This window comes from Nocardiopsis sp. NPDC055551, assembly GCF_053619415.1.
The window spans coordinates 1-26912 of the sequence record NZ_JBSHJJ010000015.1; the positions used below are offsets into that span (position 1 = coordinate 1).

General features: G+C 68.8%; 22 protein-coding genes. 15 read left to right on the forward strand and 7 right to left on the reverse strand.

The window, feature by feature from the left end; genetic code table 11:
• The first annotated feature begins 531 nt into the window (after positions 1-531).
• On the forward strand, positions 532-1899 hold the full coding sequence (locus tag ACWGSK_RS24205) for a DUF222 domain-containing protein (RefSeq protein ID WP_452456835.1): 1368 nt from the start codon (positions 532-534) through the stop codon (positions 1897-1899).
• A gap of 874 nt (positions 1900-2773) precedes the next feature.
• Here ACWGSK_RS24205 and ACWGSK_RS24210 read toward each other — a convergent pair.
• Entirely contained in the window at positions 2774-3964 is a 1191-nt protein-coding gene (locus ACWGSK_RS24210; RefSeq protein WP_358510838.1) for an endonuclease/exonuclease/phosphatase family protein, read from the reverse strand.
• Between the two features lie 205 nt (positions 3965-4169).
• Between ACWGSK_RS24210 and ACWGSK_RS24215 the strand changes: the two genes are divergently transcribed.
• Positions 4170-5045, forward strand: coding sequence for a hypothetical protein (locus ACWGSK_RS24215; RefSeq protein WP_452456836.1), 876 nt, complete (start codon positions 4170-4172; stop codon positions 5043-5045).
• A 262-nt stretch (positions 5046-5307) separates the two neighbouring features.
• Positions 5308-8871 carry a DNA polymerase III subunit alpha gene (dnaE, locus tag ACWGSK_RS24220; RefSeq protein ID WP_452456837.1) on the forward strand — a complete coding sequence of 1188 codons (3564 nt, stop codon included), beginning with the start codon at positions 5308-5310 and terminating at the stop codon, positions 8869-8871.
• A gap of 63 nt (positions 8872-8934) precedes the next feature.
• Here dnaE and ACWGSK_RS24225 read toward each other — a convergent pair whose 3' ends face one another.
• A complete protein-coding gene (locus tag ACWGSK_RS24225) occupies positions 8935-9471 on the reverse strand; it encodes a DinB family protein (protein WP_358510819.1) in 537 nt (178 codons plus the stop codon).
• A 77-nt stretch (positions 9472-9548) separates the two neighbouring features.
• On the opposite strand from ACWGSK_RS24225, the gene ACWGSK_RS24230 reads away from it, so the two are divergent.
• The gene (locus ACWGSK_RS24230; RefSeq protein ID WP_358510816.1) at positions 9549-10169 is read left to right on the forward strand and encodes a hypothetical protein; all 621 of its coding nucleotides are present in this window, start codon (positions 9549-9551) and stop codon (positions 10167-10169) included.
• 6 nt (positions 10170-10175) lie between these two features.
• On the opposite strand, the gene ACWGSK_RS24235 is transcribed toward ACWGSK_RS24230, so the two are convergent.
• The 4 genes from ACWGSK_RS24235 to ACWGSK_RS24250 all read right to left on the reverse strand — a co-directional run bounded on the left by ACWGSK_RS24235 (position 10176) and on the right by ACWGSK_RS24250 (position 14145).
• The gene (locus ACWGSK_RS24235) at positions 10176-12044 is read right to left on the reverse strand and encodes an AMP-dependent synthetase/ligase (RefSeq protein WP_452456838.1); all 1869 of its coding nucleotides are present in this window, start codon (positions 12042-12044) and stop codon (positions 10176-10178) included.
• A gap of 110 nt (positions 12045-12154) precedes the next feature.
• Positions 12155-12640 carry a Cys-tRNA(Pro) deacylase gene (gene ybaK / locus ACWGSK_RS24240; protein ID WP_358510810.1) on the reverse strand — a complete coding sequence of 162 codons (486 nt, stop codon included), beginning with the start codon at positions 12638-12640 and terminating at the stop codon, positions 12155-12157.
• 76 nt (positions 12641-12716) lie between these two features.
• Positions 12717-13499, reverse strand: coding sequence for an LON peptidase substrate-binding domain-containing protein (locus ACWGSK_RS24245; RefSeq protein WP_358510807.1), 783 nt, complete (start codon positions 13497-13499; stop codon positions 12717-12719).
• An 85-nt stretch (positions 13500-13584) separates the two neighbouring features.
• Positions 13585-14145, reverse strand: a complete 561-nt coding sequence (locus ACWGSK_RS24250) for a ferritin (RefSeq protein ID WP_452456839.1) — start codon at positions 14143-14145, stop codon at positions 13585-13587.
• Between the two features lie 260 nt (positions 14146-14405).
• Between ACWGSK_RS24250 and hisD the strand changes: the two genes are divergently transcribed.
• The 11 genes from hisD (at position 14406) to ACWGSK_RS24305 (ending at position 25897) form a co-directional block, all read left to right on the forward strand.
• Complete coding sequence (gene hisD, locus ACWGSK_RS24255; protein ID WP_452456840.1) at positions 14406-15713, forward strand: histidinol dehydrogenase; 1308 nt, start codon at positions 14406-14408, stop codon at positions 15711-15713.
• Positions 15714-15803: 90 nt separating this feature from the next.
• The gene (locus ACWGSK_RS24260; protein ID WP_452456841.1) at positions 15804-16886 is read left to right on the forward strand and encodes a histidinol-phosphate transaminase; all 1083 of its coding nucleotides are present in this window, start codon (positions 15804-15806) and stop codon (positions 16884-16886) included.
• A gap of 41 nt (positions 16887-16927) precedes the next feature.
• The gene (hisB, locus tag ACWGSK_RS24265; RefSeq protein ID WP_358510799.1) at positions 16928-17521 is read left to right on the forward strand and encodes an imidazoleglycerol-phosphate dehydratase HisB; all 594 of its coding nucleotides are present in this window, start codon (positions 16928-16930) and stop codon (positions 17519-17521) included.
• Positions 17522-17683, forward strand: coding sequence for a hypothetical protein (locus ACWGSK_RS24270; protein WP_358510796.1), 162 nt, complete (start codon positions 17522-17524; stop codon positions 17681-17683).
• Positions 17684-17699: 16 nt separating this feature from the next.
• Positions 17700-18353: an imidazole glycerol phosphate synthase subunit HisH gene (gene hisH, locus ACWGSK_RS24275; protein WP_358510793.1), complete on the forward strand. Its 654-nt coding sequence runs from the start codon at positions 17700-17702 to the stop codon at positions 18351-18353.
• Positions 18354-18396: 43 nt separating this feature from the next.
• Positions 18397-19155, forward strand: a complete 759-nt coding sequence (gene priA, locus ACWGSK_RS24280; RefSeq protein ID WP_358510832.1) for a bifunctional 1-(5-phosphoribosyl)-5-((5-phosphoribosylamino)methylideneamino)imidazole-4-carboxamide isomerase/phosphoribosylanthranilate isomerase PriA — start codon at positions 18397-18399, stop codon at positions 19153-19155.
• Positions 19152-19925 (forward strand): imidazole glycerol phosphate synthase subunit HisF, encoded by a 774-nt coding sequence (hisF, locus tag ACWGSK_RS24285; RefSeq protein WP_358510790.1) that lies wholly within the window; start codon positions 19152-19154, stop codon positions 19923-19925. Before priA ends, hisF begins: the two co-directional genes overlap by 4 nt.
• A 152-nt stretch (positions 19926-20077) precedes the next feature.
• The gene (locus ACWGSK_RS24290; protein ID WP_452456842.1) at positions 20078-20812 is read left to right on the forward strand and encodes a peptidoglycan-binding protein; all 735 of its coding nucleotides are present in this window, start codon (positions 20078-20080) and stop codon (positions 20810-20812) included.
• A 203-nt stretch (positions 20813-21015) separates the two neighbouring features.
• A complete protein-coding gene (locus ACWGSK_RS24295) occupies positions 21016-21765 on the forward strand; it encodes a peptidoglycan-binding protein (RefSeq protein ID WP_452456843.1) in 750 nt (249 codons plus the stop codon).
• A 269-nt stretch (positions 21766-22034) separates the two neighbouring features.
• Complete coding sequence (locus ACWGSK_RS24300; RefSeq protein WP_358510781.1) at positions 22035-24050, forward strand: ABC transporter ATP-binding protein; 2016 nt, start codon at positions 22035-22037, stop codon at positions 24048-24050.
• Positions 24047-25897 (forward strand): ABC transporter ATP-binding protein, encoded by a 1851-nt coding sequence (locus tag ACWGSK_RS24305; RefSeq protein WP_452456844.1) that lies wholly within the window; start codon positions 24047-24049, stop codon positions 25895-25897. Before ACWGSK_RS24300 ends, ACWGSK_RS24305 begins: the two co-directional genes overlap by 4 nt.
• On the opposite strand, the gene ACWGSK_RS24310 is transcribed toward ACWGSK_RS24305, so the two are convergent.
• Complete coding sequence (locus ACWGSK_RS24310; protein WP_452456845.1) at positions 25881-26882, reverse strand: sugar isomerase; 1002 nt, start codon at positions 26880-26882, stop codon at positions 25881-25883. The genes ACWGSK_RS24305 and ACWGSK_RS24310 overlap by 17 nt on opposite strands.
• Positions 26883-26912 lie beyond the last annotated feature (30 nt).

Sequence of the window (26912 nt, forward strand, 5' to 3'; positions counted from 1 at the left end):
CCTCCTTCCCCGCCGCGTGATTGTTGCCGCCCGCACCGCACGCGTCAAGGCAATGTCGGGTGCTCTGGCAGCGGTGTTGGTGGCCTTGACCCGTGCGGTGCGGGCGGCGGTTTGGCGGCTATCGGGGAAGGGGGGAGAGTGGTTGAGGTTCCAAGGGCCCTGTGGGCCTTCGGCCCACTCCGGCCGCAGCCGGCCGGATGCCTTCCCCTCCCTCTGGTGTCCTCGTGGGGCGCGTCGCCACTACGTGACGGGTCCGGTCACGAAGGGCCCGCTACAGGCCAGGCACGGGGCCGGGCGCGTCCCCGCGGTAGCCGGCTCTGGTCTTCACAGCGATGATCTTGCTCCTAGCGCCCATTTGGGCGCCCAACATGGCGTTACGGACAAGATCAAAAACAGGATCCCATTCGATTCCGGATTATGGATAACCCACAACAGGGACCAATTCATGGTAGGCATGTCGGCTCCAGAATTCGGTTAATAAACTGGAGGGTGGGCCTGTCATTTCCTGGGGTGTTCGCATATAATCAGAGTATGAGCTTTCCTCCCCACACACCGCGCCCGACTGGGAACACCCCGGTCGATAAGGCGATGGCGGGTGCGCGGGAGATGGCGGTGGAGTTCTCCGGCCGGGATATCCCGTTCGGGTGTGAAGCCGATGTGCTCGCACAGTTCGGCCGGCTCAATGGGGAAGTCGACCGGATCCGCTATGGGATGCTGCCCGCCCTGGCCCGCATGGAGGCCACCGGCGCCCTGTTGGAAGAGGGCGGCCAGCGCAGTATCCAGGCGTGGATCACCCACCAGTGGGGGACCTCTCCGGCCGAGGCCAAGAGCCTTGCCACCCTCGCCCGAGCGTTGTACCAGCAGCAGTTGCCCCTGGTGGAAGAAGCCTTCCAGAACGAGGCCCTGTCGCTGGGTGAGGCGTGCGCGATCGCGACCTCCACCGAAAAGGCCACCACCGAGTGGGCGAAGGTCCTGGAAACGGCGGATGAGGAATTCCGTGCCCAGCGTCCTTCGGTGGAGGGGTTTCGGTCCCGGTTGGAATTCGGGCTGATCGGTTTCAAGGCCGAGTGCCCGCAGGCTTCGGTGCGCCAGTTGCGGGACGCGGCGAAATGGTTCGTGGCCCGCCTGGACCCCGATAAGGCCGACCGGGACTATGACGAAACGTTCGAGAACCGGGGCGCCCAATTCTCGCCCACGTTCGAGTCCGGGTTTTTGTTGCGGATGTGGGGGCCGGGGGCCGATAACGAGCTGATCCAGGCCGCTCTGCAGGCTTACACGCAGCCGTATGGGCCGGAGAACGCGGCGATGCCGAAGCATCAGCGCACCTATGACGCGATGATGCGCATCTTCGAGACCGCTCTGACGCATCGGGGTTGCTCCAGTCTGAGCCGCCAACCTCTGGCGACCCTCAACATCACCGTCCCCCTCACACGCTTCCTGGGCGATGAGACGGCTGAACCCGCCGTCACCGAGGACGGTGTGGTCATCCCCGACCAGATGGTGGCCCGTCTGACCCCCGACAGTTGGTTGCGCCGGTTCGTGACCGACGAACAGGGCCGCACCTTGTTGGATGTGGGGCGTAAGCAGCGGTGCGCTCCGGATCCGGTGCGCCAGGCGGCGGGGTTCAAGAAGCCCTACTGCGAGTGGCACGAGGGTTGTGATGTGCCGCGTAGTTGGTCGCAGTACGACCACATCGTCCCCTTCTCCCACGGCGGGGTCACCAGCGCCGAGAACATGCAGGTGTTGTGCTCGACCCATAACCGGCTTAAGCACCGGTTGCAGGCCAAGGTGAATCGGCAGATCTGGGAGCACCACCACGCCCAGAACCGCCAGGAAGCGGGAAAGGAAGCCGGGTCGGGGGATGGGGAGGGGGAGCCGGCCCCAGCCACTGTCCTCTAACCACCACCATCCGCTTCCACGACCATGCGTTTCCGCCAGGTGGAACACCACCCCGCCGCGACCACCCCGAGATCACCCCCGGTTGGGTGTCAGAACCCAAGGGCCCTGTGTCCTGTGGGGATATCGGTATGTCCCCGCCGCGAACCCCCTACCCGGAGTCATATCCCGGGGCCGGAGCGGCTCCCGTTGGGGGTCTCGGCGCCACTGCCACCCCTGGTACCGGCCCACCGGCACCATCAACCCCGTGTTGTCTCTCCATCATGATGATCTTGTCCGTAGCGCCATGTTGGGCGCCGAACATGGCGCTACGAGCAAGATCATCGCCAAAGGGGCGCCGGTGCCGGCCACCGCGGGGACGCGGCTCGCCACCCGTCCCACCTGTAGCGGGCCCTTCGTGACCGGGCCCGTCACGTAGTGGCGACGCGGCCCACGAGGACACCAGAGAGAGGGGAAGGCATCCGGCCGGCCACGGCCGGACCGGGCGAAGCCCGGGGCCGTTGGGACCTCAACCACTCTCCCCCCTTCCCCGATAGCCGCCAAACCGCCGCCCGTGCCGTACGGGTCAAGGCCACCCACCACGCTGATGCGCAACTCAACATCGCCTTGACGCGTGCGGTGCGGGCGGCAACAATCACGCGGCGGGGAAGGAGGGAGAACCCACCCCCACCCCGCCCAACCACCCCAAAGAGCCAGAAAACCGAGGCGCCCCACCAACACACCCCACACCCGCCCCGTGAACCGGAGGACCCACCGCCGGCGCCCCGCGTTTTGTTCCCCGCGCCCCGCGTCTTGCTCCCCGCGCTCCGCTCCGCTCCCGCTTCCCGCGCCCTACCCTCACCTCCCCCCCGCCCACGTACCGACCCGGGCCGGAGAGTCAGCGGACCACGTCCACCCAGACCATGCGGTGGTCCGAGCTCGGGAACGGGTAGTCGCCGGTAAGCCGGAACAGAGGGTCGTCCACGGTCGGCCAGAACACCCCCGACGCGCGGGCCGGCAGCGAACGCGAGGGCAGCACGTAGTCGACCCGCAGGTTGCCCGGACCCGGCTCGTCCACGAAGTCCGCGCTGTCCAGCTCCGGGTCGCCCATCTGGTCGTCGTTCGCGGCGCCCTGCCGCTCGGCCGCGCCGCGTCCGCCCTGGCTGGAGGGGCGCACGTCCACGATGTCCCGGTGCTCCAACAGCTGAGTCATGGCCTCGGGATGCCCGTCGCCGTCGTTGGGGTCGGCGTTGAGGTCTCCGGCGATCACGAACCGGGCCCCCGGCGCCAACCCGCCTCGCACCCCAGCGTCGTCGTAGACGTAGTCGGCGGCGCGGGGACGCACGTAGTCGGCCCAGAATCGGATCTCGTCGTGGTTGCGGGCCACGTTGCGCTTCTCGGGGCCGTCGAAGGTCGGCGGCGTGGGGTGACTGGCCAACAGGTGCACGGGTCGTCCCCGCCCGGTGTCGATGGGGAGATCCCAGTGGCTCTTGGAGGACAGTCGCAGCACTTCCAGGGCCTCCTCCGAGTAGTAGGACTCGCCCGTCTCGGGGTCGGTGGGAAGCAGCGCGTTCGGCATGTCCGCCCAGCGGAAGGTCTGGAAGGTGCGCACCTCCTCGGTGACGATCGGGTACTTGGACAGCACCGCCATGCCGTACTGGCCGGGGAAGACGCCGTACCCGAAGGCGTCCTCGGCGTACTCGGGGGTTCCCGGCTCGGTCACGGCCTCACCGTCGCCGTTGAGGTCCACTCCTGAGGCCACACCGGTGTTCACCGGGGCGTTGTACACGTACGGGTAGTCGATGGGGTCGGCGCCGTTCTGTCCCACGGACAGGTAGTTGTCCTGGAACCGCCGCAGCCCCACGCCCTCCTCGTCGTGGTCGAACTCGTTGACCAACAGCACGTCGGGCCGCGCGTGCTGGATGATCTCGGCGACGTTGCGGGCCTGGTCGCTGTCGGGTGAGGCCAGTTCCTCGGCGAGCATCCCCTCCTCGGGGCGCTCCAGAGCGGTGTTGAAGGTCGCGAAGCGAACCTCGTGCTCACCGGGCGGGGCGGGGATCGACGGCGACTCCGCTCCGGCGGCGGGCATCGCCACCAGGGCGGAGGCCGCCAGAACGAGAGTGGCGGTGGAAGCGATGCGACGGGGCGTCTTGGTCACGGAGATGGTCCTCTCAGCGGGGGTTCGCGCGCCGGAGCGTAACAGGGGATCGTGTCCGAACGGTGTACCACCGTCGTCCGAACGACACCGAAATCCCCTTGGCTAACCCTCCCCACCCTGTTCGAATGGAGTCCCCATGGCACACAAGGAACCCAACCTCCCCTTCCGCTGGAACATCCCCGGGGGAGACCGCACCGGCTCCCTCACCGAAGGCATCGACTACGACCCCACCCACGTCGACGAACTCGCCGAGTGCGCGGCCAAGGTCCTGGCACGCAGCGCGGACGGTGACCTCTACTTCGTCGGACGCTCCCCGGACAGCGTGTACGACCTGCTCACCGGGGTGCTCGCCGATACCTCCCACCACACACGGCTGCACCGCCTGCCGTTGTCCCTCTACGGTCTCGACGGCGAGGACCTGACCCCCGACGAACGCGCCCAGTTGCGCGTCAACCTCGACGCGACCGGGATCAGCCCGCAGACCCTGGCCGCCCGCGACCGCCCCGTGGTCTTCACCGACCTGGTCGCGCGCGGTTCCACCTTCGGCAACCTGCACCACCATCTACGCGACTGGATCGACGACGAACGGGCCGCCTGGAACGTGATCCGCCACAGGGTCCGCTACCTCGGCATCACCTCCCGCGAGAAGACCAGCCCCAATACCTGGCGCTGGCAGCAGCACGCCGAGTGGACGAACGACCTGCCGCCCAGTTCCGTACGCAACGTGTCCATCGGTGGATTTCTCTGGAGTCACCTGGGCAACTCCCAACCCAAGACCGAGGACTCCTTCCGGCGCACCCGCTGGTCCGACCCCGCCGTCACCCGACCCCGCCACGACGAGAGGGCCCGGCAGGGGCTGGCCGACGCGCTGAGCTGCCACGAACACGGACGCACCCGCCGGGTCCGCTCCCTCGTCCACCGCGTCCTGACCGGCGAACCGGCCTTCCGCGACCCCTGGCTACGCACCCTCGCCCACGACCTCCGAGCCTCCAAGGGGACCTCACGACCCTGACCCGCGGCGGGACTCGGGAAGCGGTTCCGGATCGACCCGGGAGACGTGCGCGGAGACCTCTCCAGGGCGGCGCCCCCGAAGGGCCGTCCCCACGCGCACCTGGCGGCCCCGACCCCCGACGCATCGCGAGCTTCCCCGGGCCGGGCCCGGCGCACCGATACGGGCCCGGTTCGTTGTCCACAGGTGTCCCCGAGAGTCACAGGGAAGTCGTAGTCTCAGGAGTCACCACCCGTCCGTCTACCCGCCTGGGGGCACACGCGTCATGGCCGACTCCTTCGCACATCTGCACGTCCACACCGAGTACTCGATGCTCGACGGGGCGGCGAAGTTGAAGCCGTTGTTCAAGGAGGCGGCGCGGCTGGAGATGCCGGCCGTGGCCATGACCGACCACGGCAACATGTTCGGCGCCTACGAGTTCTACCAGCAGTCCAAGGGCACCGGGGTCACCCCCATCATCGGTATCGAGGCCTACGTGGCACCCGAGTCGCGCTTCCACAAGAAGCGGGTGTTCTGGGGGCGCTCCAACAGCTCCGACGACGCCTCGGCCGAGGGCGGCAAGGACATCTCCGGTGGTGGCCGCTACCTGCACATGACGATGCTCGCCGAGAACGAGCAGGGCCTGCGCAACCTGTTCCGGATGTCCTCGCTGGCGTCCATGGAGGGCTACTACATGAAGCCCCGCATGGACCTGGAGCTCATGCAGGAGTACAGCGAGGGCGTCATCGTCTCCACCGGCTGCCCGTCGGGTGGTGTGCAGACCCGGTTGCGGCTGGGCCAGGAGAAGGAGGCCATCGCCTACGCGGCGGGGCTGCAGGACATCTTCGGCAAGGACAACGTGTTCCTGGAGCTGATGGATCACGGGGTGCCGATCGAAAAGGAGGTCCGTGACGGTCTGCTCAGGGTCGGCCGGGAACTGAACATCCCGCCGCTGGTGACCAACGACTCCCACTACGTGTACGAGTCCCAGGCCTCGGCGCACGACGCCCTGCTGGCGGTGGGTGTGGGCAAGAACCTGGACGACCCCACCCGGTTCCGGTTCAACGGCTCGGGTTACTACCTCAAGTCCGGTGACGAGATGCGCGGACTGCTCAACTTCGACGAGTGGGCCCAGGGGTGCAAGAATACCCTGCTCATCGCGGAGCGGGTCGACCCGAGCGCCTACGACAACGTCTTCGCCCACCGTGACCTGATGCCGGTCTACCCCGTCCCCGAAGGCGAGACCCAGGCCTCCTGGCTGGCCAAGGAGGTGGAGCGCCGCATCCCGGTGCGCTACCCGAACGGGGCCACGGACGAGGCGCGTTCCCGCATCCAGTACGAACTGGGCATCATCAACGAGATGGGCTTCCCCGCCTACTTCCTCGTGGTCGCCGACATCTGCGACTACGCCCGGGAGAACGGCATCGCGCTGGGCCCGGGCCGTGGCTCGGCCGCCGGTTCGATGATCGCCTACATGTTGGGCATCACCGACCTGGACCCCTTGGACCACGGTCTGCTGTTCGAGCGGTTCCTCAACCCCGAACGTGTGTCCATGCCCGATGTCGACCTGGACTTCGACGAACGTCGGCGCGGGGAGATGATCGAGTACGTCACCCGCCTGTACGGCGAGGAGCGGGTGGCGCAGATCCTGACCTTCGGCACCATCAAGGCCAAGGCCGCGATCAAGGACTCCACCCGCATCCTGGGCATGCCCTACTCCACGGGCGACCAGATCACCAAGGCGTTCCCGGCTCCGGTGGGCGGCAACGAGATTCCGCTGGACGCGGTGTACAACACCGACCACGAGCGTTACGGCGAGACGACCGAGCTGCGCAACCTGGTCGACAACGACCCGCAGGTCAACAAGGTGATGGAGACCGCTCGGGGTATCGAGGGTCTGACACGTGGCACGGGTGTGCACGCGGCGGGCGTCATCCTGTCCAAGGAACCGTTGCTGGACGTCATCCCGCTGCACAAGCGTGACGCCGACGGCGCCATCATCACGGGCTTTCCCTACCCTCAGTGCGAGGACATGGGTCTGCTCAAGATGGACTTCCTCGGCCTGCGCAACCTGACGATCATGGACGACGCGGTCAAGAGCATCAAGGAGGCCGACGGCGTCGACATCGACCTCGGAAAGCTTCCGCTGGACGACCCGAAGACCTACAAGCTCCTGGCCAGGGGGGACACGCTCGGTGTGTTCCAGCTGGACGGCGGCGCGATGCGCAACCTGCTCAAGCGGATGGAGCCGAAGGCGTTCGGTGACATCACCGCCGTGCTCTCGCTGTACCGACCCGGTCCGATGGCGGCCAACGCCCACAACGACTACGCGGACCGTTCCAACGGCCGGCAGGAAGTCACGGCGATCCACCCCGAGCTCAAGGACGCCCTGGAGGGCATCCTCGGTGAGACGTATCACCTGATCGTCTACCAGGAGCAGATCATGGCGATCGCCCAGCAGTTGGCCGGGTACAGCCTGGGCGGCGCCGACCTGATGCGTCGGGCGATGGGAAAGAAGAAGAAGGAGGCCCTGGAGAAGGAGTTCGAGAAGTTCTCCGCGGGCATGATCGAGAAGGGCTTCTCCCGGGAGTCCATGCAGGCGATCTGGGACGTCATGCTCCCGTTCGCCGGTTACGCGTTCAACAAGTCGCACGCCGCCGGATACGCCCTCGTCGCGTACTGGACCGCCTACCTCAAGGCCAACTACCCCGCCGCGTACATGGCCGCGCTGCTGACCTCGGTCAGCGACGACAAGGACAAGATGGCGGTGTACCTGGCCGAGTGTCGGGCCCAGGGAATCAAGGTGCTGCCGCCCGACGTCAACGAGTCGGGTCTGCGCTTCACCCCGGTGGGCTCCGACATCCGCTTCGGTATGGGCGCGGTCCGCAACGTGGGCGCCAACGTGGTCAACTCCGTGGTCAAGACCCGGACCGAGAAGGGCAAGTACACCTCCTTCACGGATTTCCTGTCCAAGATCGAGCTGGCCGCCTGTAACAAGCGGGTGATCGAGTCGCTGGTCAAGGCCGGTGGGTTCGACTCCCTGGGGCAGCCGCGTAGGGAGCTGTACCGCCACCACGAGATGGCGGTGGACGGCATGATCAGCTCCAAGAAGCAGGAGGCGAACGGCCAGTTCGACCTGTTCGGTGGCGGGGACGACGACGGTGACTCCACCCCCATCGGGTTGAACATCCAGTGGGGCGACGAGGAGTGGGACCGCAAGACCAAGCTGGCCTTCGAGCGGGAGATGTTGGGTCTGTACGTGTCCAGCCACCCGTTGGCCGGGGCCGAGCGGGTGCTGGCCCGCTCTCGGGACACCTCCATCGCGCAGATCGTCGCCGGCGACCTGGGACGGGAACGCGGTGAGGTGCGCATCTCCGGGTTGATCTCCAAGGTGGACAAGCGCACCAACAAGGCCGGTAACCAGTGGGCGATCGCCACGGTGGAGGACCTGGACTCCTCGATGGAGGTGTTGTTCTTCCCCAAGACGTATCCGCTGTACGTGGAGGCGTTGCTGGAGGACACCGCGGTCACGGTCAAGGGCCGGCTCAACGACCGTGACGGTACCTGGTCGATGTTCGCCTCGGAGATGTCGATCCTGGACATCTCGCACATCACCGAGGGGGAGCCCCCGGTCCTGCTCACCTTGGACGAGAAGCGACTCTCCCCGGACCTGGTGGGCGACCTGCGCCAGATCCTGAGCACTCACAAGGGCGAGACCCCGGTGCGGGTCCGCGTGGACAACCCGGTGCGTTCGCGGATCTACGCGCTGGAGAACTACTCGGTGCGGATCTCCCCGGAGTTCAACGGTGAGGTGAAGAGCCTGCTGGGGGCGTACTCGGTCGACTACTGACCAGGCGGAACCCGCCACGCTCCGTGGAGCACCGGCCCTCGTGTGTCACGGCACACGGGGGCCTTATCGGCCGACGGAGCCGTCGGCCAACTCCCGGAGCAGGTCCAGGTGTCCGTTGTGGCGGGCCGTCTCCTCGACCATGTGGTTGAGCACCCAGCGCAGGGTGGTCCGTCCCGGGCCGCCCTGGAGGACGTGGCGGGAGGAGTTGCCCAGCTCCAGATGGGAGGTGATCTCTCGGGAGCGTTCGCACTGGCGTTCGTAGTCGGCCAGTAGTTCGTCCAAGGGAAGCCGGGCGCCGACCCGGAACTCACCGTCGGGGTCCAGGGTCGAGTACGGCGCCACGTCGGGTTGATCGAGCATCACCACCTCGAACCAGAACGCTTCCATCCAGCGCAGATGCGACACGATCCCACCGATCGTGGTCATCGGCGAGGACGGGATCGGAGCGGCCGAGGACAGGGCCGGGTCCAGGCCCGCGCACTTGAGGTGCACGGTGGAGCGGTGCCACTCCAGCCAGGACGACAGCATCGTCCGCTCGTCCGCCGCCATGGGAGGATCGACACGTTTGGGCAGGGCCACGGGACCGCTCTTGTCGTACATGCGGGTATTGTCCTTCGGGTCGTGACCGGGTATCCACTGGTTTTCGGCAGGTCCGGGACACGAAGGGGGCAGACAGGGTGAAGACGGAGGGCGGCCGTTCCGGCGCGTCGAGGGTGGGGCGCGGATTGGCCGTGGCCGCGGCGGTGTTCGGCGCGACGGCGCTGCTCGGGGCGCTCCTGGGCCCGTTGTGGTGGTGGCTCGCCCCCCGCCCGGAGGTGACCGCGCTGGGCGAGGGCGAGGTCTTCGCCGGCGCCACCGAGGAGGTCTTCGCGGGTGAGGGCTACTTCGTCCTCATCACCGCGCTGGCCGGTATCGTCACCGGTTACGCCTGCTACATGATCCAGTTCGGACTGTCCGAGCGGCGTGAGCAGGACCTTCGGCTCCCGCTGCTGTTGGTGGGCTTCCTGGGCGCCGTCGTGGGCAGTGCCCTGGTCTGGCGGATCGGTGTCGCGTTGGACGCCCCGGCCCGGGAGGTGCTCCTGGCGGCCGAACCCGGTGACACCGTCACCGGCGCGCTCCAGCTCCAGGCCCTGGCCTTCCTCATCGTGTGGCCCTTCGTGCACGTGCTGCAGTACGGGCTGCTGGACGGAATCAGCCTGCTGCGCTCCGATCAACCCGGCGTTCCCGAACCGCTCCGTGAGCCCGAACCCGAACCTGACCGCGAACCCGGGCCCGACCGCGAGGGCCGGCTTCCCTGATCGTGCTCACAGGCGCTGGACGGAGCCCTCGTACATCGCGTCGAGCAGTTCGGCGTACTTCTCCTCCACCGCCCGGCGGCGCATCTTCAGACTCGGCGTGATCTCACCGGCCTCCACCGTCAGCGGGCTCGGCAGGATCGTGAACTCCTTGACGGACTCGTGCCGGGGCAGGTTCTCGTTCAACTCGTCGATGGCCTCCCCGACCATGGTCCGAACCTTGGGCTCCCTGGTCAGACCGTCGTAGTCGAGCGCGCCCAGCCCGTTGGCCTCGGCCCACGCGTCGATCGACTCCGGGTCCAGGGCCACCAGGGCCACGCAGTAGGGTCGCCGGTCGCCGTGCACGACCAGGTTGCTCACGTACGGGCACAGTGACTTGAATCGGCTCTCGATGCCCTGCGGCGCCACGAACTTGCCGCCGGAGGTCTTGATCAGTTCCTTCTTGCGGTCGGTGATCCGCAGACGCCCGTTCTCCAGCGCGCCGATGTCACCGGTGGCGAACCAGCCGTCCTCGGTGAGCACGGCCTCGGTGGAACCGGACAGGTTGTGGTATCCGCGCATGACGCCCTGGCCGCGCAGCAGCACCTCGCCGTCCTCGGCGATCCTGACCTCGGTTCCGGGCAACGGCAGCCCCACCGTTCCGAAGCGCACCTCACCGGGCCGGTTGAGGAAGGCGCCCGCGGAGGTCTCGGTCAGCCCATAGCCCTCCAGGATGGTGATCCCCGCGCCGTAGAAGAACCGGCCGATCTCCGGGGCCAACGGCGCGCTGCCGGAGACGAAGAAACGCAGTCGGCCACCGAAACGGGCCCGCAGTCTGGCGAACACCAGACGGTCGGCCACCTTGTGCTGGGCCGCCAGCACCCCGGTGGGTTCCTTGCCCGTTTCACGGAGCCGGGCCACCCGATCGCCCACGCCCACCGCCCACTTGAAGACCCGGTACTTGGCGGCGCCGCCCTCCTTGGCCTGTAGGACGACCTTGTTGTAGACCTTCTCGAAGATGCGGGGGGCCGCCGCCATGAAGGTCGGCCGCACCACGGCGAGGTTGTCGACGATCTTGTCCACGCGTCCGTCCACGGCGGTGCGAAACCCCAGCCGCAACTGGGCGACCTGCATGACCTTGCCGAAGGCGTGGGCCAGGGGCAGCCACAAATACTGCACGTCGTCGATGGTCAGCATCTGCCGACCCCGGGCGCTCATCTCCTGGTCCAGGATCTCCAACGCCTGTGCCTCGTACAGCCAGTTGGAATGGTCCAGGCGCACGCCCTTGGCGCGGCCGGTCGTACCCGAGGTGTAGATCAGGGTGGCGAGGTCCTCGGGTTCGACGGCGGCGACGAGTTCGTCGAAGAGTTCGGGCCGCTCCGCGTGGAGTTGGGCGCCGTGCTCGGCCAACTCGGCCAGGCCCATGACCCAGTCGTCGTCGCCTCCCGCGTCACCCTCGAACGCGATCACCTTGGACAGCCCGGGCATGGCGGCGCGCTGCTCCCGGAGCTTGGCGACCTGTTCGTCGTCCTCGGCGAAGGCCACCAGGCTGCCGGAGTCGGAGACGATGTAGGCGCAGTCCGGCGGGGTGGAGCCGGGATAGATGGTGGTGGAGGCGCCGCCGGCGCACAGGATCGCCAGGTCGGCCAGGATCCACTCGATCCGGGTGCTGGAGACGATCGCGCAGCGCGCCTGTGAGGTCAGGCCGAGGGAGTGCAGGCCCAGGGCCAGGTCGCGCACACGGTCGCGGGTCTGGTTCCAGGTGAGGCTCTTCCAGGTTTCGGGACCACCACCGGGGGAGGGGACGGGGTGGCTGAACGCCTCCCGGTCGCCGGATCGGGCGACGCGGGAGGCGAACATGTCGGGGACGGACCTGTAGGGGGATGAGAGGTTGCCCATTTCACAAAGCTACCGCCGGGTAGGGGGGTGGGCAACAGCCTGTGGCCGAATGTGCCGGGGTCCATGGACCTCTGTGTCACAGCGGAATCCGCTGTGTGCGGCACCTCACCTCAGTCCGATGAGATGGGTGCGGTGATCGCCTCGGTCAATCGGATCAGATCGGCCGGGGCCAACTCCATTTGCAGGCCACGCCGCCCCGCCGACACGTACACCGCGGCCAGGGCGGTGATCGAGGAGTCGATCACCGTGCGCAGCCGTTTGCGCTGCCCCAGCGGGCTGATGCCGCCTCGCACGTACCCGGTGATCTTCTCGGCTCTGGCCGGTTCGGCCATGGTCGCCCTCTTACCGCCGACCGCCATGGCCAACGCCTTGAGGTCCAGCGAACCGCTCACCGGGACCACCCCGACGGTGAACACCCCGTCCACCTCGGCCACCAGGGTCTTGAACACCTGATGGTGCGGCACCCCGATCGCGTCCGCCGCGTAGGCCCCGTAGGAGTGGCCGTCGCCATCTCCGTCGACCTCGTAGGGGTGCAGGGTGTAGGTGGTCTTGGTCCGTCCCGCCGCCACGGTCGCGGGCGTGGCTTTTCCACTCATCGGCTACCTGGGCTTTCCACTGGTCTATGGCTTGCGGGCAGGCTAGCGCAACACGTGCCCGGATTCGACGGGCACACTAATTGAAGGAGACCCCGTTGTTGAGGAAGGGGCCCGCCGGCAGGTTCGGCAGGGTGGGGGCGGCCACGATCCGGTTCTCCCGACGCAGGAAACGCGCGGCCACGGCCAACCGGGTCGCGCCGTCCTCGGCCTCCAACAGGCGCTGCTTCTCCGCCGGGTCCAGCACGATCGAGGCGGCCACCGCGTGGGACAGCGCGATGGGGTCGCGTGGCAGGTCGCGGGAGGTCTCCGGGGCCATGCCGATCTCGGACAACCGCCCCCGGTAGACCTCGTACAGGTCCAGCACCCGATCGGCGTGTTCCTTGGCGTCCGGCCCCAGGGCCTCGGGGAGCAACGACACCGATGCGGTGGAGTAGTCGTCGGTCCCGAAGGTGTCGACCTCCGACAGGTCGATGACGCGGAACCGGGTGCCGCCCTCGACCACCAGGTCGTAGCGGCCGTCCTCGTAGGTGCGTACGTCGCGCACCACCGCGGTGCATCCCACGGCGCTCACCACCGGAAGCGAGGGCGAACGCGTGTGCTCGACGGTGTGCGGCACCCCGGTGTCGGCACCGCCGGCGCCCTGACCGGACTCGCTCGCCACCTCGTGGCCCAGCTCGATCCACACGACACCGAAACGGGCCGGTCCGCGTTCACGGCCACCGGCCTCACCCCCGGCCATCGTGGGTCCGAGCAGTTCCGAGACCAGCTTCCGGTACCGCTTCTCGAAGACGTGCAGGGGGATCGTCATCCCCGGGAACAGCACGGTGTTCAGTGGGAAGATCGGCAGAGCCTCAGGCATGTCCCCAGTATGCCCCCGACGGGCCACATGGCGACGCCCCGCCCGGGGCCCGGGCGGGGCGTGTGTTCACGCCGGGCGTCGTGGGTCAGGACACCGTGGGGCCGGCGGTACCGGGCGCGCCCTGGCTGCCGTTGTCCTCACTGGGCATGTCGCGGGCCACGAAGGTCTCCACGTCGAACAGGTTGCCGTTGGAACGGTCCACGACGTTGAGGAGGGTCGACATCTTGGCGACCTCCTCGACCTGCTCCTGGATGAACCACTGCAGGAACTGTTCGCCCGTGTAGTCCTCTTCGTCACGGGCCACCTTGGCCAGGTATTGGAACTGGTCGCTCACCTCTCGCTCCTGACGCAGGGCCAAGGCGACAAGGTCGCGGGAGACGGCGAAATCCGTCTCGATCGCGTCGACACCCGGTAGGGCGAACGTCACGTCGTTGTCGAGTAGGTACCGCACGAGCATCATCGCGTGGTCGCGTTCCTCAAGGGACTGCTCGTAGAAGACCCGGGCCAACTGGGGCAGGTCCTGGTCGTCGAACCAGGCGGCGATCGCCACGTACTGGTGCGAGGCGGTGAACTCGTGCCGGACCTGGTCGACCAGGAGTCGGTGGAACTTGGAAAGGCCGCTATCGCCGGAAGAGTTGGAATTCATGGTTCTACGATAACGCATTAGAATGCATTTTGTGAAACACGAGAAACGGTTCGGGTGTTTGTTAGGCAAGCCTTTCAAAAGATTAATCAGGTAAGGTTGTCCAAAGTTAGGTGACGCTTATCAGGGGATTGTTCGGCGGTTTTATGCGGCCTTGGGTCGTGAAGTCCGCCCGGCCGGGTTCATGCCGGTCGGGCGGGTGTGGTGTCCATCATTCGGACACCACCGCCCACCGGTCGGGTCGGGCCCCCTAGACTGGAGTGGTGATCAGTCGAATCGACCTCCGAGGTTCCACAGGCGACCCGCGCGACGCACTTCCGCGCGCCGAAATGGATGTGGCCGACGCCACCGAACGCGTCCGCCCCATCGTCGAAGACGTACGCCATCGTGGAACCGAAGCGCTGATCGAACTCACCGAACGCTTCGACGGCGTCCGGCTCACCGATGTCCGCGTCCCCAAGGACGTCATCGAGAGCGCCCTGGTCGACCTCGACCCCGCCGTGCGCGCCGCGCTGGAGGAGTCCATCCGTCGCGCACGCAAGGTCCACGCCGCCCAGCGCCGCACCGACCACACCACCCAGGTCGTCCCCGGCGGCACCGTCACCGAGAAGTGGATGCCCGTCGAGCGGGTCGGCCTCTACGTCCCGGGCGGCCGCGCCGTCTACCCCTCCAGCGTCATCATGAACGTGGTCCCCGCCCAGGAGGCGGGGGTGTCCTCCCTCGCGGTCACCTCACCGCCCCAGAAGGACTTCGGCGGGCTGCCCCACCCGACCATCCTCGCCGCCTGCGCCCTGCTCGGCGTCGACGAGGTCTACGCGGTCGGCGGCGCCCAGGCCGTGGCGATGTTCGCCCACGGAACCGAGGACTGCCGCCGCACCGACATGGTCACCGGCCCGGGCAACATCTGGGTCGCCGCCGCCAAACGCCTGCTCAAGGGCGTCATCGGCATCGACGCCGAGGCCGGACCCACCGAGATCGCGATCCTTGCCGACCACACCGCCGACCCCGACTACGTCGCCGCCGACCTCATCAGCCAGGCCGAACACGACGTCGTCGCCGCCTCCGTCCTGGTGACCCCGGACGAGGCCCTGGCCGAGAAGGTCACCGAACGCCTCGCCGAACGCGTGGCCGCCACCCGGCACGGCGAACGCGTCCGGGAGGCCCTCTCGGGTCCGCAGTCCGGCATCGTCCTGGTCGACGACCTCGACCACGGGCTGGCCGTCGTGGACGCCTACGCCGCCGAGCACCTGGAGATCATGACCGCCGACGCCCCGGCCCTGGCCGACCGGGTGCGCAACGCCGGCGCCATCTTCGTGGGCGACCACAGCCCGGTCTCCCTGGGCGACTACGCGGCCGGCTCCAACCACGTGCTGCCCACCGGCGGCTGCGCCTGCCACACCGGTGGCCTGAGCGTGCAGACCTTCCTGCGCGGGGTGCACGTGGTCCACTACGACCGTGACGCGCTGGCCGACGTCGCCCACCACGTCATCACCCTGGCCGAGGCCGAGGACCTGCCCGCGCACGGCGAAGCCGTCGCCGCCCGCATGGACCACGACCCGAACCGGGACTGAGAACACCGACGCACCCGACGGAAGGACGTGCGGAGCCGGTCACACCGAAACCGCCCGCCCCTCCCACGACCCACCACGAGCGTGAAACCAGTGAGCTTCACCCTGAACGACCTGCCGTTGCGCGACGACCTGCGCGGGCGCTCGCCCTACGGTGCCCCGCAGTTGGACGTGCCGGTGGTCCTCAACACCAACGAGAACCCGCACGCGCCCTCATCGGCCCTGGCCAAGGCGCTGGCCGACGCCGTCGCCGGCACCGCCCTGGGTCTGAACCGCTACCCCGACCGGGACGCGGTCCGACTACGCGAGGGCCTGGCCGCCTACCTCGGCCACGGACTGACCTCGGACCATGTCTGGGCGGCCAACGGATCCAACGAGATCCTCCAGCAACTACTCCAGGCCTTCGGCGGCCCCGGCCGCACAGCCATGGGCTTCGAGCCGTCCTACTCGATGCACCCGATCATCTCCCGGGGCACCGGGACCGGATGGGTCTCGGTGCCGCGCGACGCCGACTTCCGGGTCGACGTCGACGCCGCCCTGGCCGCGATCGCCGAACACGCGCCCAGCGTCATCTTCCTGACCTCACCGAACAACCCCACCGGAACCGCTCTGGAAACGGACGCCATCGAGCGCATCGCCCAGGCGGCCCCCGGCGTGGTGGTCGTGGACGAGGCCTACGCCGAGTTCCGCCGCGAGGGCACCCCCAGCGCCCTCACCCTCCTGGCGGAAAACCCCCGGATCATCGTCTCGCGCACCATGTCCAAGGCCTTCGCCCTGGCCGGCGCGCGGGTGGGCTACCTCGCCGCGCACCCCGCGGTGGTCGACGCCCTCCAACTGGTCCGCCTGCCCTACCACCTGTCGGCCGTCACCCAGGCGGTCGCCGTCACCGCCCTGGAGTACGCCGACGAACTCCTCGGCGCCGTCGCCGACCTGCGCGCCGAACGCGACGCCCTCGTCGCCTGGCTGCGCGAACACGGCTTCCGGGTCGCCGACTCCGACGCCAACTTCGTCCTGTTCGGGGAGTTCGAGGACCGCACGCGCGTGTGGCAGGACATGCTCGACCGCCGGGTCCTCATCCGCGAGGTCGGACCCCCCGGGTGGCTTCGCGTCACGGTCGGCACCTCGAAGGAGATGGCCGTCTTCCGCGAGACCCTCCTACAGGTCACCGACCGCTGACCTCGCCCCGACTTCCCACCGCACCACCGAAGAGAGTGACCATGAGCCGCACCGGACGCATCGAACGCGCAACCAAGGAAACCAAGGTCCTGGTCGAGGTCGACCTGGACGGCACCGGCGTCGCCGACATCTCCACCGGTGTCGGCTTCTTCGACCACATGCTCGACCAGCTCGCCAAGCACGGCCTGTTCGACCTGACCGTGCGCACCGAGGGCGACCTGCACATCGACTCGCACCACACCATGGAGGACACCGCCCTGGCCCTGGGCGCCGCCTTCCGCGAGGCCCTCGGCGATCGTGCCGGCATCCGCCGCTTCGCCGACGCCAAGGTGCCCCTCGACGAGGCGCTGGCCGAGGTCACCGTCGACGTGTCCGGCCGCCCCTACCTGGTGCACAGCGAACCCGAGGGCATGGCCCCGACCATCGGCCGCGACTACGACACCACCATGACCCGGCACATCTTCGAGTCCTTCGTCGCCCAGGCCCGCGTGGCCCTGCACATCCACGTGCCCTACGGCCGCAACGCCCACCACATCGTCGAGGCCCAGTTCAAGGCGTTCGCCCGGGCGCTGCGCTTCGCCACCGAGGACGACCCGCGCGTGAACTGGGTGCCCTCCACCAAGGGCGTCCTGTAGATGGACACCGACCTTTGGGGGCTGCTCCTGATCATCCTGGGCGGGTTCCTCGCCGGTGGCGTCTACGCGATGTGGCACAGGAGCCGCTCGGTCGCCATCGGCCTGGCCGTCTGCGTCGTGCTCGCGATCGCCTTCGGCGCGTTGCGGCTCGGCTACCTCTAAGAAAGGCACACACCCGATGTCCTCACGTGTGGTCGTCCTCGACTACGGGTCGGGCAACCTGCGCTCGGCCCAACGCGCCATGGAACGAACCGGAGCCGACGTCACCGTCACCTCCGACCCCCATGTCGCGCTGGAGGCCGACGGGCTGGTCGTGCCCGGAGTCGGGGCCTTCAGCGCCTGCATGGCCAGCCTGAGGGCCGCCGGTGGGGACCGCGTCATCGACCGCCGTGTCGCCGGTGGACGCCCGGTCCTGGGCATCTGCGTGGGCATGCAGGTCCTCTTCGACCGAGGGATCGAACAGGCCGACGTCAACGCCGCGGACAGCGCCACCGAGGGCTGCGGGGAGTGGCCCGGCACCGTCGAACGCATCAAGGCGCCCGTGGTGCCCCACATGGGGTGGAACACGGTCACCCCACCGGAGGGCACGCGCCTGTTCGCCGGGATCGACCCCGAGGAACGCTTCTACTTCGTGCACTCCTACGGGGTGCGCAACTGGGAGTTCGTCGCGGCCAGTGACCGCATCCCGGCGCCACTGGTGACCTGGTCCGAACACGGGGAGCCGTTCGTGGCCGCCGTGGAGAACGGGCCGCTGAGCGCCACCCAGTTCCACCCGGAGAAGTCCGGTGACGCCGGCGCCCGGGTCCTGGCCAACTGGGTCGAAGGACTCTGAGCAGACATATTTCGTGAACAGAACCGAGAACGAGAAGGCGAGTATGACCGGCGAGCAGATCACGTCCACCCCCGCACTCGAACTGCTGCCGGCGGTGGACGTCTCCGGCGGGCAGGCCGTCCAGCTCGTCCAGGGCAAGGCCGACACCGGCGGTAAGTACGGCGACCCCTACGAGGCCGCCATGGCCTGGCAGAACGCCGGCGCCGAGTGGATCCACCTGGTGGACCTGGACGCGGCCTTCGGGCGTGGGCACAACCGCGACCTGTTGGGCGACATCGTCGGCCGCCTCGACGTCAAGGTCGAGATGTCCGGCGGCATCCGTGACGACGAGTCGTTGGCCGCCGCCCTGGCCACCGGCTGCACCCGGGTGAACATCGGCACCGCCGCCCTGGAACACCCCGAGTGGTGCGCCAGGATCATCGCCGAGCACGGGGACAAGATCGCCATCGGCCTGGACGTGCGCGGCACCACCCTGGCCGCCCGCGGCTGGACCCGCGACGGCGGTGACCTCTTCGCGACCCTGGAGCGGCTGGAGACCGAGGGCTGCGCCCGCTACGTCGTCACCGACGTCAACAAGGACGGCATGCTCAAGGGCCCCAACCTGGACCTGCTGCGCACCGTGTGCGAGCGCACCGAGAAGCCGGTGGTGGCCAGCGGGGGCGTGTCCAGTCTCGCCGACCTGGAGGCCATCGCCGGCCTGGTTCCCGAGGGTGTCGAGGGCGCCATCATGGGCACCGCCCTGTACGAGGGCGCCTTCACCTTGGAGGACGCCCTGGCCCTGGTCGGGGGTGGGCGCCGATGAGCCTGGCGGTACGGGTCATCCCCTGCCTGGACGTGGACGCCGGGCGGGTGGTCAAGGGCGTCAACTTCGAGAACCTGCGCGACGCCGGCGACCCCGTGGAACTGGCGGGGACCTATGACGCGGGCGGTGCCGACGAGCTCACGTTCCTGGACGTGACCGCCTCCAGCGGCAACCGGGAGACCACCTACGACATGGTGCGCCGCACCGCCGACCAGGTGTTCATCCCGCTCACCGTCGGGGGAGGGGTGCGCGCCACCGAGGACGTGGACCGTCTGCTGCGCGCCGGCGCGGACAAGGTGGGGGTCAACACCGCCGCCATCACGCGCCCGGAACTGATCGGGGAGATCGCCGAACGCTTCGGCCGTCAGGTGCTGGTGCTCTCCGCCGACGTGCGCCGCGTCCGGGCCGGTGACGCCCCCACGACCAGCGGGTTCGAGGTCACCACGCACGGTGGGCGCAAGGGCACCGGGATCGATGCCCTGGAGTGGTGCGAGCGCGCCGCCGACCTGGGGGCGGGGGAGATCCTGCTCAACTCGATGGACGCCGACGGCACCAAGGCCGGGTTCGACCTGGAGCTGATCCGGGCGGTGCGCGCCCGTGTGGGCGTCCCGCTGATCGCCTCGGGCGGTGCCGGCGCGGTGGAACACTTCGTGCCCGCCGTCGCCGCGGGCGCGGACGCGGTGTTGGCCGCGACGGTGTTCCACTTCGGAGAGTTCACCATCGCGGACGTGAAGAAGAGCCTGCGGGAGGCCGGTTACCCGGTCCGCTAGCACGTGGGTCCCGGGCCGGTCGGTGGATCGTCCCGGGGCCCGACAAGAAAAAATTACCAATCGTGGTCAAGGCGTGGCGCTAAGTTAACTCAGTTGTGATTCGTGTGAGCATGAGGCCGTCCCAAGCACACGACACGGGAGTTCGCACCATCATGTCCGATCACTTCAGCGGCGGAGTCATCCGTCGAATCGCGACCCTGGCGACCGCCGGGTTCGTCGCCCTGAGCGGGGCGGCCCTCTTCGCCCCCTCCGCGTCCGCCGACGACCTGGAGCGCACCCCCCGCGAGGTCATCGAGCAGATCGAGGCCCAGAGCTGGCCCAACTACTCGATCGAGAACCCCGGCCCCAGCGTCGACATCCGGTTCGCCCTCTCCTTCCTGAACGACCTCGGGTTCATCACCCCCGACCCCGGTGACGAGTTCACCGAGGACGTCGAGGCGACGATCTCCGAGTTCGACGGTCACTACGACCTCAACGACGACTCCACCCTGGAGTCGCAGACCTGGATCAAGATCCGCAACCTGCACTTCCCGAGTGAGGCCGACGCCTACGAGGTCGGTGACCGCGGCTGGGCCGTCATCGGCATCAAGGCGATCCTCAACGAGAAGTTCGGCGCGGACCTGGACGAGACCAGCGGTCTGTACGACGAGGACACCGCCGCCGCGGTCGAGGCCGCCCAGGAGGAGCTCGGCATCGGCGTCGACGGTGCCTTCGGGTGGCTGAGTTACAAGGGTGTGGTCACCTACGAGGGTGAGGCGGCGGCCGACGCCTCCAGCGATGACGTCGCCGCTGAGGAGGCCCCGGCCGAGGATGCCGAGGGCGCGGAGGGCGCCGAGGCCGGTGTCCTGACCGAGGGTGTCGAGGAGGCCGAGCGCGACCACCACTAGTTCGGCGACTGTTCCTCGCCGTTGCCGCGCCACACGGGCCCGGACACCCCAGGAGGGGCGTCCGGGCCCCTTTGCTTTCCCGGACACCGCTTGAAACCGGAAAATCTTAATCGTTATTGAAGCGTGGCGCTGCATTGCCTTTTTCGTTATGAGTGTGAGCATGTCCACGTCTCAACCGCACGACAGGGGAGATCACACCCATCATGTCCGAGTACCTCAACAGCGACTTCGCTCGTCGCGTCGTCTCGTTGGCCACCGCCGGCTTCATCGCCTTCGGTGGTGTCGTCATGGTCGCTCCGACCGCTTCCGCCGACGACTACGAGCGCACCCCCGACGAGGTGATCGAGCAGATCGAGGCCCGCTCCTGGCCCGTCTACTCGGTGGACCAGCCCGGCCCGAGCGAGGACATCCGAGCCGTCCAGTACTTCCTGGCCGCCCTCGGGCACAACATCCCGGAAGAGCCGGGGGACGAGTTCGACGAGGAAGTGGAAGCGCTGATCCTCGCGTTCGAGGAGGAAGCGGGGACCATCGAGGAGAACGGGGTCCTGGAGTCCCAGACCTGGGTCAAGCTCAGGAACACGCTCTTCCCCTCTGAGGCCGACGCCTACCAGGTCGGGGACCAGGGCCCGGCCGTCGTCGCCATCAAGATCCTGCTCAACGCCAAGTTCGGCGCCGACCTCGACGAGACCGACGACGTCTACAACGAGGACACCGCGGCGGCCGTCGAGGCGGCCCAGGAGGAATCCGGAATCGGCGTGGACGGCGCCTACGGTCGTATGACCTTCAAGTGCTCCATCACCAAGCCCGAGGCGGGGGCGCCCGGGGAGAAGTGCGTCGACGAAGGGGCCTCGGCCGACGAGGAGTCGGTCGTCGACGAGGAGCTGGAGCCCGTCGAGGAGCCCGTCGAGGAGTCCGACGACGAGAAGACGCCGGCCGGCCACGGCTACCACTAGTACGTCACCGGCGGTTCCCTGACACCGACTCGCCACACGGGCCCGGACACCCTCGAAGGGGATGTCCGGGCCTTCCTCGTGGCAGGCGAACAGAAGTTCGTTTGGACGGAATAGCCCGGATGCGTCCGGCGCTGAAACAATCCGGTGGAGGCTTGTCGGTGCCGCTGGATAGGTTGTGCGGACACCCCACGACCGCACCCGGACACAACCGGGCCCGTCGGGGTGCGAACACACCGGTTCACCGGTCCGGGAACAGAAAGCGGGGGCGCATGGCGCAGGGCACGACTACGGTGGGGCCGGAGGAACGGGAGGACACCCCCGGATCCGATTCCGGGTCCACGTCCACCGGTGACACCTCCGGGCGGGCCCAGTACAAACGGGTCTTCACCCGCGGTCTGCGGGTCCTGTGGGTCGCGGCCCGCACCGAACCCTGGATCTTCCTCCTCGCCGTCGGCGGCGCCATGACGCACGCCGCGGTCACGGTCGCCTCCGCCTCGGTCCTGGGCCACATCACCGACCACACCATCCTGCCCGCCTTCGCCGCGGGCGAGGCCACCCTGGCCGTGCTCACCGGGGCCGCCGGCCTTCTCCTGGCCGTAGGACTCGGCAAGGCCATCGGCCTGGCCATCCGACGCCTGCTCGCCGGCTTCATGCAGTTCCGCATGCAGGCCCGTTACCGACGCTCCGTGGCCCGCAAGTACCTCGAACTACCGCTCTCCTGGCACCACCGTCACCCCACCGGACAGCTGCTCTCCAACGCCAACGCCGACGTCGAGGCCACCTGGCAGCCGCTCGCACCCCTACCGATGGCCGTGGGCAGCGTGTTCATGCTGATCATCGCCGCCGTCGCCATGGTCGTCACCGACCCGGTCCTCGCCCTGGTCGCCTTCGTCGTCTTCCCGGCCCTGGCCATCGCCAACGTCATCTTCCAACGCCGTGTCTCCCCGATGGCCTCCCGCGCCCAGTCGCTGCGTGCCGAGGTCAGCGGGGTCGCCCACGAGTCCTTCGACGGGGCCCTGGTCGTCAAGACCCTCGGCCGTGAGGACACCGAGACCGAACGCTTCGCCGACGCCGCCCACCGCCTGCGCGACGCCCTCATCCAGGTCGGCCGGCTGCGCTCCATGTTCGATCCGTTCATGGAGTCCCTGCCCAACCTCGGCGTCCTCGCCGTCCTGCTCCTGGGCATGTGGCGCCTGTCCACCGGCGCCATCGACCCCGGCGAACTCGTCCAGATCGCCTTCCTGTTCACCCTGCTGGCCCAACCCATCCGCTCCTTCGGTTGGCTCCTGGGCGACCTGCCCCGCAGCGTCGTGGGCTGGGACCGTGTCCAGTCCGTCCTGCGAGCCGGCGGATCCATGGTCTACGGCGACCGGACCCTGGAATCCTCGCCCCGCGGCCTGGCCCTGAGCGCACGCGACGTCACCTTCTCCTACGCCGACTCCTACGACGCCGACGGCGGCGGACGCGACCTCATGGACGACCCCGACGTCCACGAACGCCGCACCATGGTCCTCAACGGTGTCGACCTCGACATCGCCCCCGGGCGCACCGTCGCCATCGTCGGCCCCACCGGATCGGGTAAATCCACCCTCACCACGGTCCTGATGCGCCTGGTCGACCCCGACACCGGAACCGTCGCCTACGACGGCGTCGACCTGCGCGAACTGGCCCGCGACCAGGTACCCCACACCGCCGCGCTCGTCCCACAGAGCACCTTCGTGTTCGAGGACACCGTCCGCGACAACATCACCCTGGGCATCGACGCCGACGACGAACAGGTCTGGGCCGCCCTGCGCCTGGCCCGCGCCGACGGATTCATCGGCGCGCTCGACGGTGGACTCGACGCCGAACTCGGCGAGAAGGGCACCACCCTGTCCGGCGGCCAACGCCAACGCCTGGCCCTGGCCCGCGCCATCGTGCGCCGGCCGCGCCTGCTCATCATGGACGACGCCACCTCGGCGGTCGACCCGCAGATCGAGGCGCAGATCCTCGCCGGCCTGCGCGAACGCGACGACGCCGCCACCGTCGTCCTGGTCGCCTACCGACGCGCCACCATCGAACTCGCCGACGAGGTCCTCTACATGGAGGGCGGTCGCATCCTGGCACGCGGTACCCACGACGAACTCCTCACCACGTCGTCCGGATACAACCGTCTGGTCACCGCCTACGAGCGCGCCTCCGCCGAGAACGAGGCGGAACGCACCCCGATCCCCGAGGAACCGGGACCGGCCGAACCCCACCTTCGAGGACCAGGCACCGACTCCAAGGAGGAGAGCACCCGATGAGCGCACCCACACGGGCCCGTACCGACGACAGGTCGGCCCGGGACACCGAGGGGCCGCGCCCCACGGGTGACCAGGCCCCCGCACTGCACCGCAGCGACGACGGCGCGTTCGGCACGATCAAGCGCGGCCTGCGACTCTCCCCGGAGTTCGCCAAGGGACTGTGGCTCACCCTCGTCTTCGCCGTGGTCGCCACCGCCGGCAAGGTCATCGTGCCCATCGCCGTGCAGCAGATCATCGACAACGGTCTCACCGCCGAGGGCGGCCCCGACCTGGCCTTCGTCACCCGCATGGTCACCGGCTGCGCAGCGCTGCTGGTCGTCACCATGTTCTGCTCCTACCTGATGAACCTGCGCCTGTACCGGGCCACCGAGTCCGGGCTGGCCACCCTGCGCCGCAAGGCCTTCCGACACGTCCACGACCTGTCCGTCCTGACCCAGAACAGCGAACGCAAGGGCGCTCTGGTCTCCCGAGTCACCGGCGACGTCGACCAGATCAGCCACTTCATGCAGTGGGGCGGGCTCCTCCTGCTGGTCAGCACCGGCCAACTCCTGGTCGCCACCACCCTCATGGCGATCTACTCCTGGCAGCTCACCATCGTGGTGTGGCTCTGCTTCCTGCCGCTGCTGTTCGGGGTCCGTTGGCTCCAAAAGCTCCTGTCCAAGGCCTACCTGAAGGTCCGGGAACGCACCGGTGACATGCTCGGCGCCATCGGCGAGACCGTCATGGGCGCCGCCGTCATCCGCGCCCACGGCACCGAGGAGCGCACCGCCGGCCGCATCGACACCACCGTCCTGGCGACCCGCAAGGCCCAGGTCAGGGCCCAACAGCTCTCCATGGCGGTGTCGCCCTTCGCCGAGATCGTCTCCGCGATCGCCAACGCCGCCGTCGTTATGGTCGGTGTGTGGCTGGGCGTGGGCGGCGACCTCACCGCCGGGCAGCTCATCGCCTTCCTGTTCCTGATGACGCTGTTCGTGCAGCCCATGATGATGGCCACCGAGATCTTCAACGAGGCACAGAACGCCATCGCCGGCTGGCGGCGCGTCCTGGGCGTCCTGGACACCGTCCCCGACATCGCCGACCCCGGCGAGGCCGGCCGCGTCCTTCCCCGCGGCGCCGTCCAGGTCGACTTCGACCACGTCACCTACGCCTACCCCGAGGGTCCCGTCGTCCTGGACGACATCGGCGTGCGCATCACACCGGGCAGCCGGGTGGCGGTCGTCGGCGAGACCGGCTCCGGCAAGACCACCTTCGTCAAGCTGCTCACCCGGCTCATGGACCCCGACGACGGCACCGTCCTCGTGGACGGGGTGGACCTGCGCGAGGTCGCCTTCTCCTCGCTGCGCAGCCGCGTGGTGATGGTGCCGCAGGAGGGCTTCCTGTTCGACAGCTCCCTGGGCGACAACATCCGCTTCGCCCGACCCGAGAGCACCGACGTCGAACTGGAGGCCGCCGTCACCGAACTCGGTCTCGCCGACTGGCTGGGCAGCCTCGCCCACGGCCTGGACACACCGGTCGGCCAGCGAGGCGAGTCCCTGTCGGCGGGGGAGCGCCAACTCGTCGCCCTCGTGCGCGCCTACGTCGCCGACCCCGACCTCCTCGTGCTCGACGAGGCCACCTCGGCCGTGGACCCGCACACCGAGACGCGCATCCAGCGCGCCCTGGACCGGCTCACCCGAGGCCGCACCTCCGTGGCCATCGCCCACCGACTGTCCACCGCCGAGGCCGCCGACCGGGTTCTGGTCTTCGACGACGGCCGCATCGTCCAGAGCGGATCCCACGACGAACTCGTGGCCCGCCCGGGCGTGTACGCGGACCTGCACGCCTCCTGGGTCAGCTCTTCGGCCTGAGGCCCCACCAGTGGGCGGCCAGCAGTTCGGCCACCACCGGTTCGGTCAACAGGCGCACGTCCGGGTCGCCGTCACCCGGATAGCGCAGGGTCAGCGCCGCCCCCGGCACGCGTTCGCGGTCGGGGGTGGCGCCCACCGCCACGAACGCGCCCCGCAACTGCACCAGGTGCTCGGCGAACCTCTGGTCGTACAGGGAGCCGGCGAACAACAGCGCCCGGTAGTCCGTCACCGCCGCGAGGTGCCGATCGGTGTGCGACCACTCCCCGGTCTCCGCCTCGTACGCCGGGCGGACCGGACCCCGGCGCAACACCTGGACCCCCTGCCCGGCCGAAGCGATCCGCTCCGCCGGCGCCACCAGGTGCACACCCGTGGGGGAGTCCAGCACCTCCGCGACCTCGGGCACCCAGTCGGGGGCCTTGTCCAGCAACGTCCCCACCGCGTTGGCCACCCGGAGCAACAGGCCGGGGAAGTTCCCGCTGCCGCCCACGGGAGCGCCCAACCGATGCCCCAACAACAGCAACAAGGCCAGGGCGTGCTGATAGGCGCGACATCCCAGCCCCGACGCCTCCGTTCCGGCGTGCAACGGCACCAGAAGGTCCGCGTAGCGCGCCACCACCGTGTCGGAGTCCGGCGCCAGCACCACCACGGGAGAGCGCCCCACGTAGCGGTCCAGGACCGTGCTCAGCTCCCGCTGACCATCGCCCAGGGTCACCGCCACCACGAGGGTCTCCGCGCCCGCGGGTGGTTCCTCCACCGAGGTCGACGGGTCGGCGCTCGCCCCGATCCCCGCCCGGCGCAGCCGCGCCGCGGCCACCTCGCACGCCCGCCGCGCCGGACCCAACGCCAGGAACCGCACCGAGGCGGGTTCGTCGTCCAACAGGGCCGGCAGCGCGGAGTAGGGGTCCCAACGGGGGAACCTGCGGGCCAGCGCGGCCAGCGCGTCAGGCTTGCCCGCCAGATCGGCGGCCAGGGACTCGGCGGTCAAAGTGGGAACCCTCCAGGTCGTCGAGGCGAG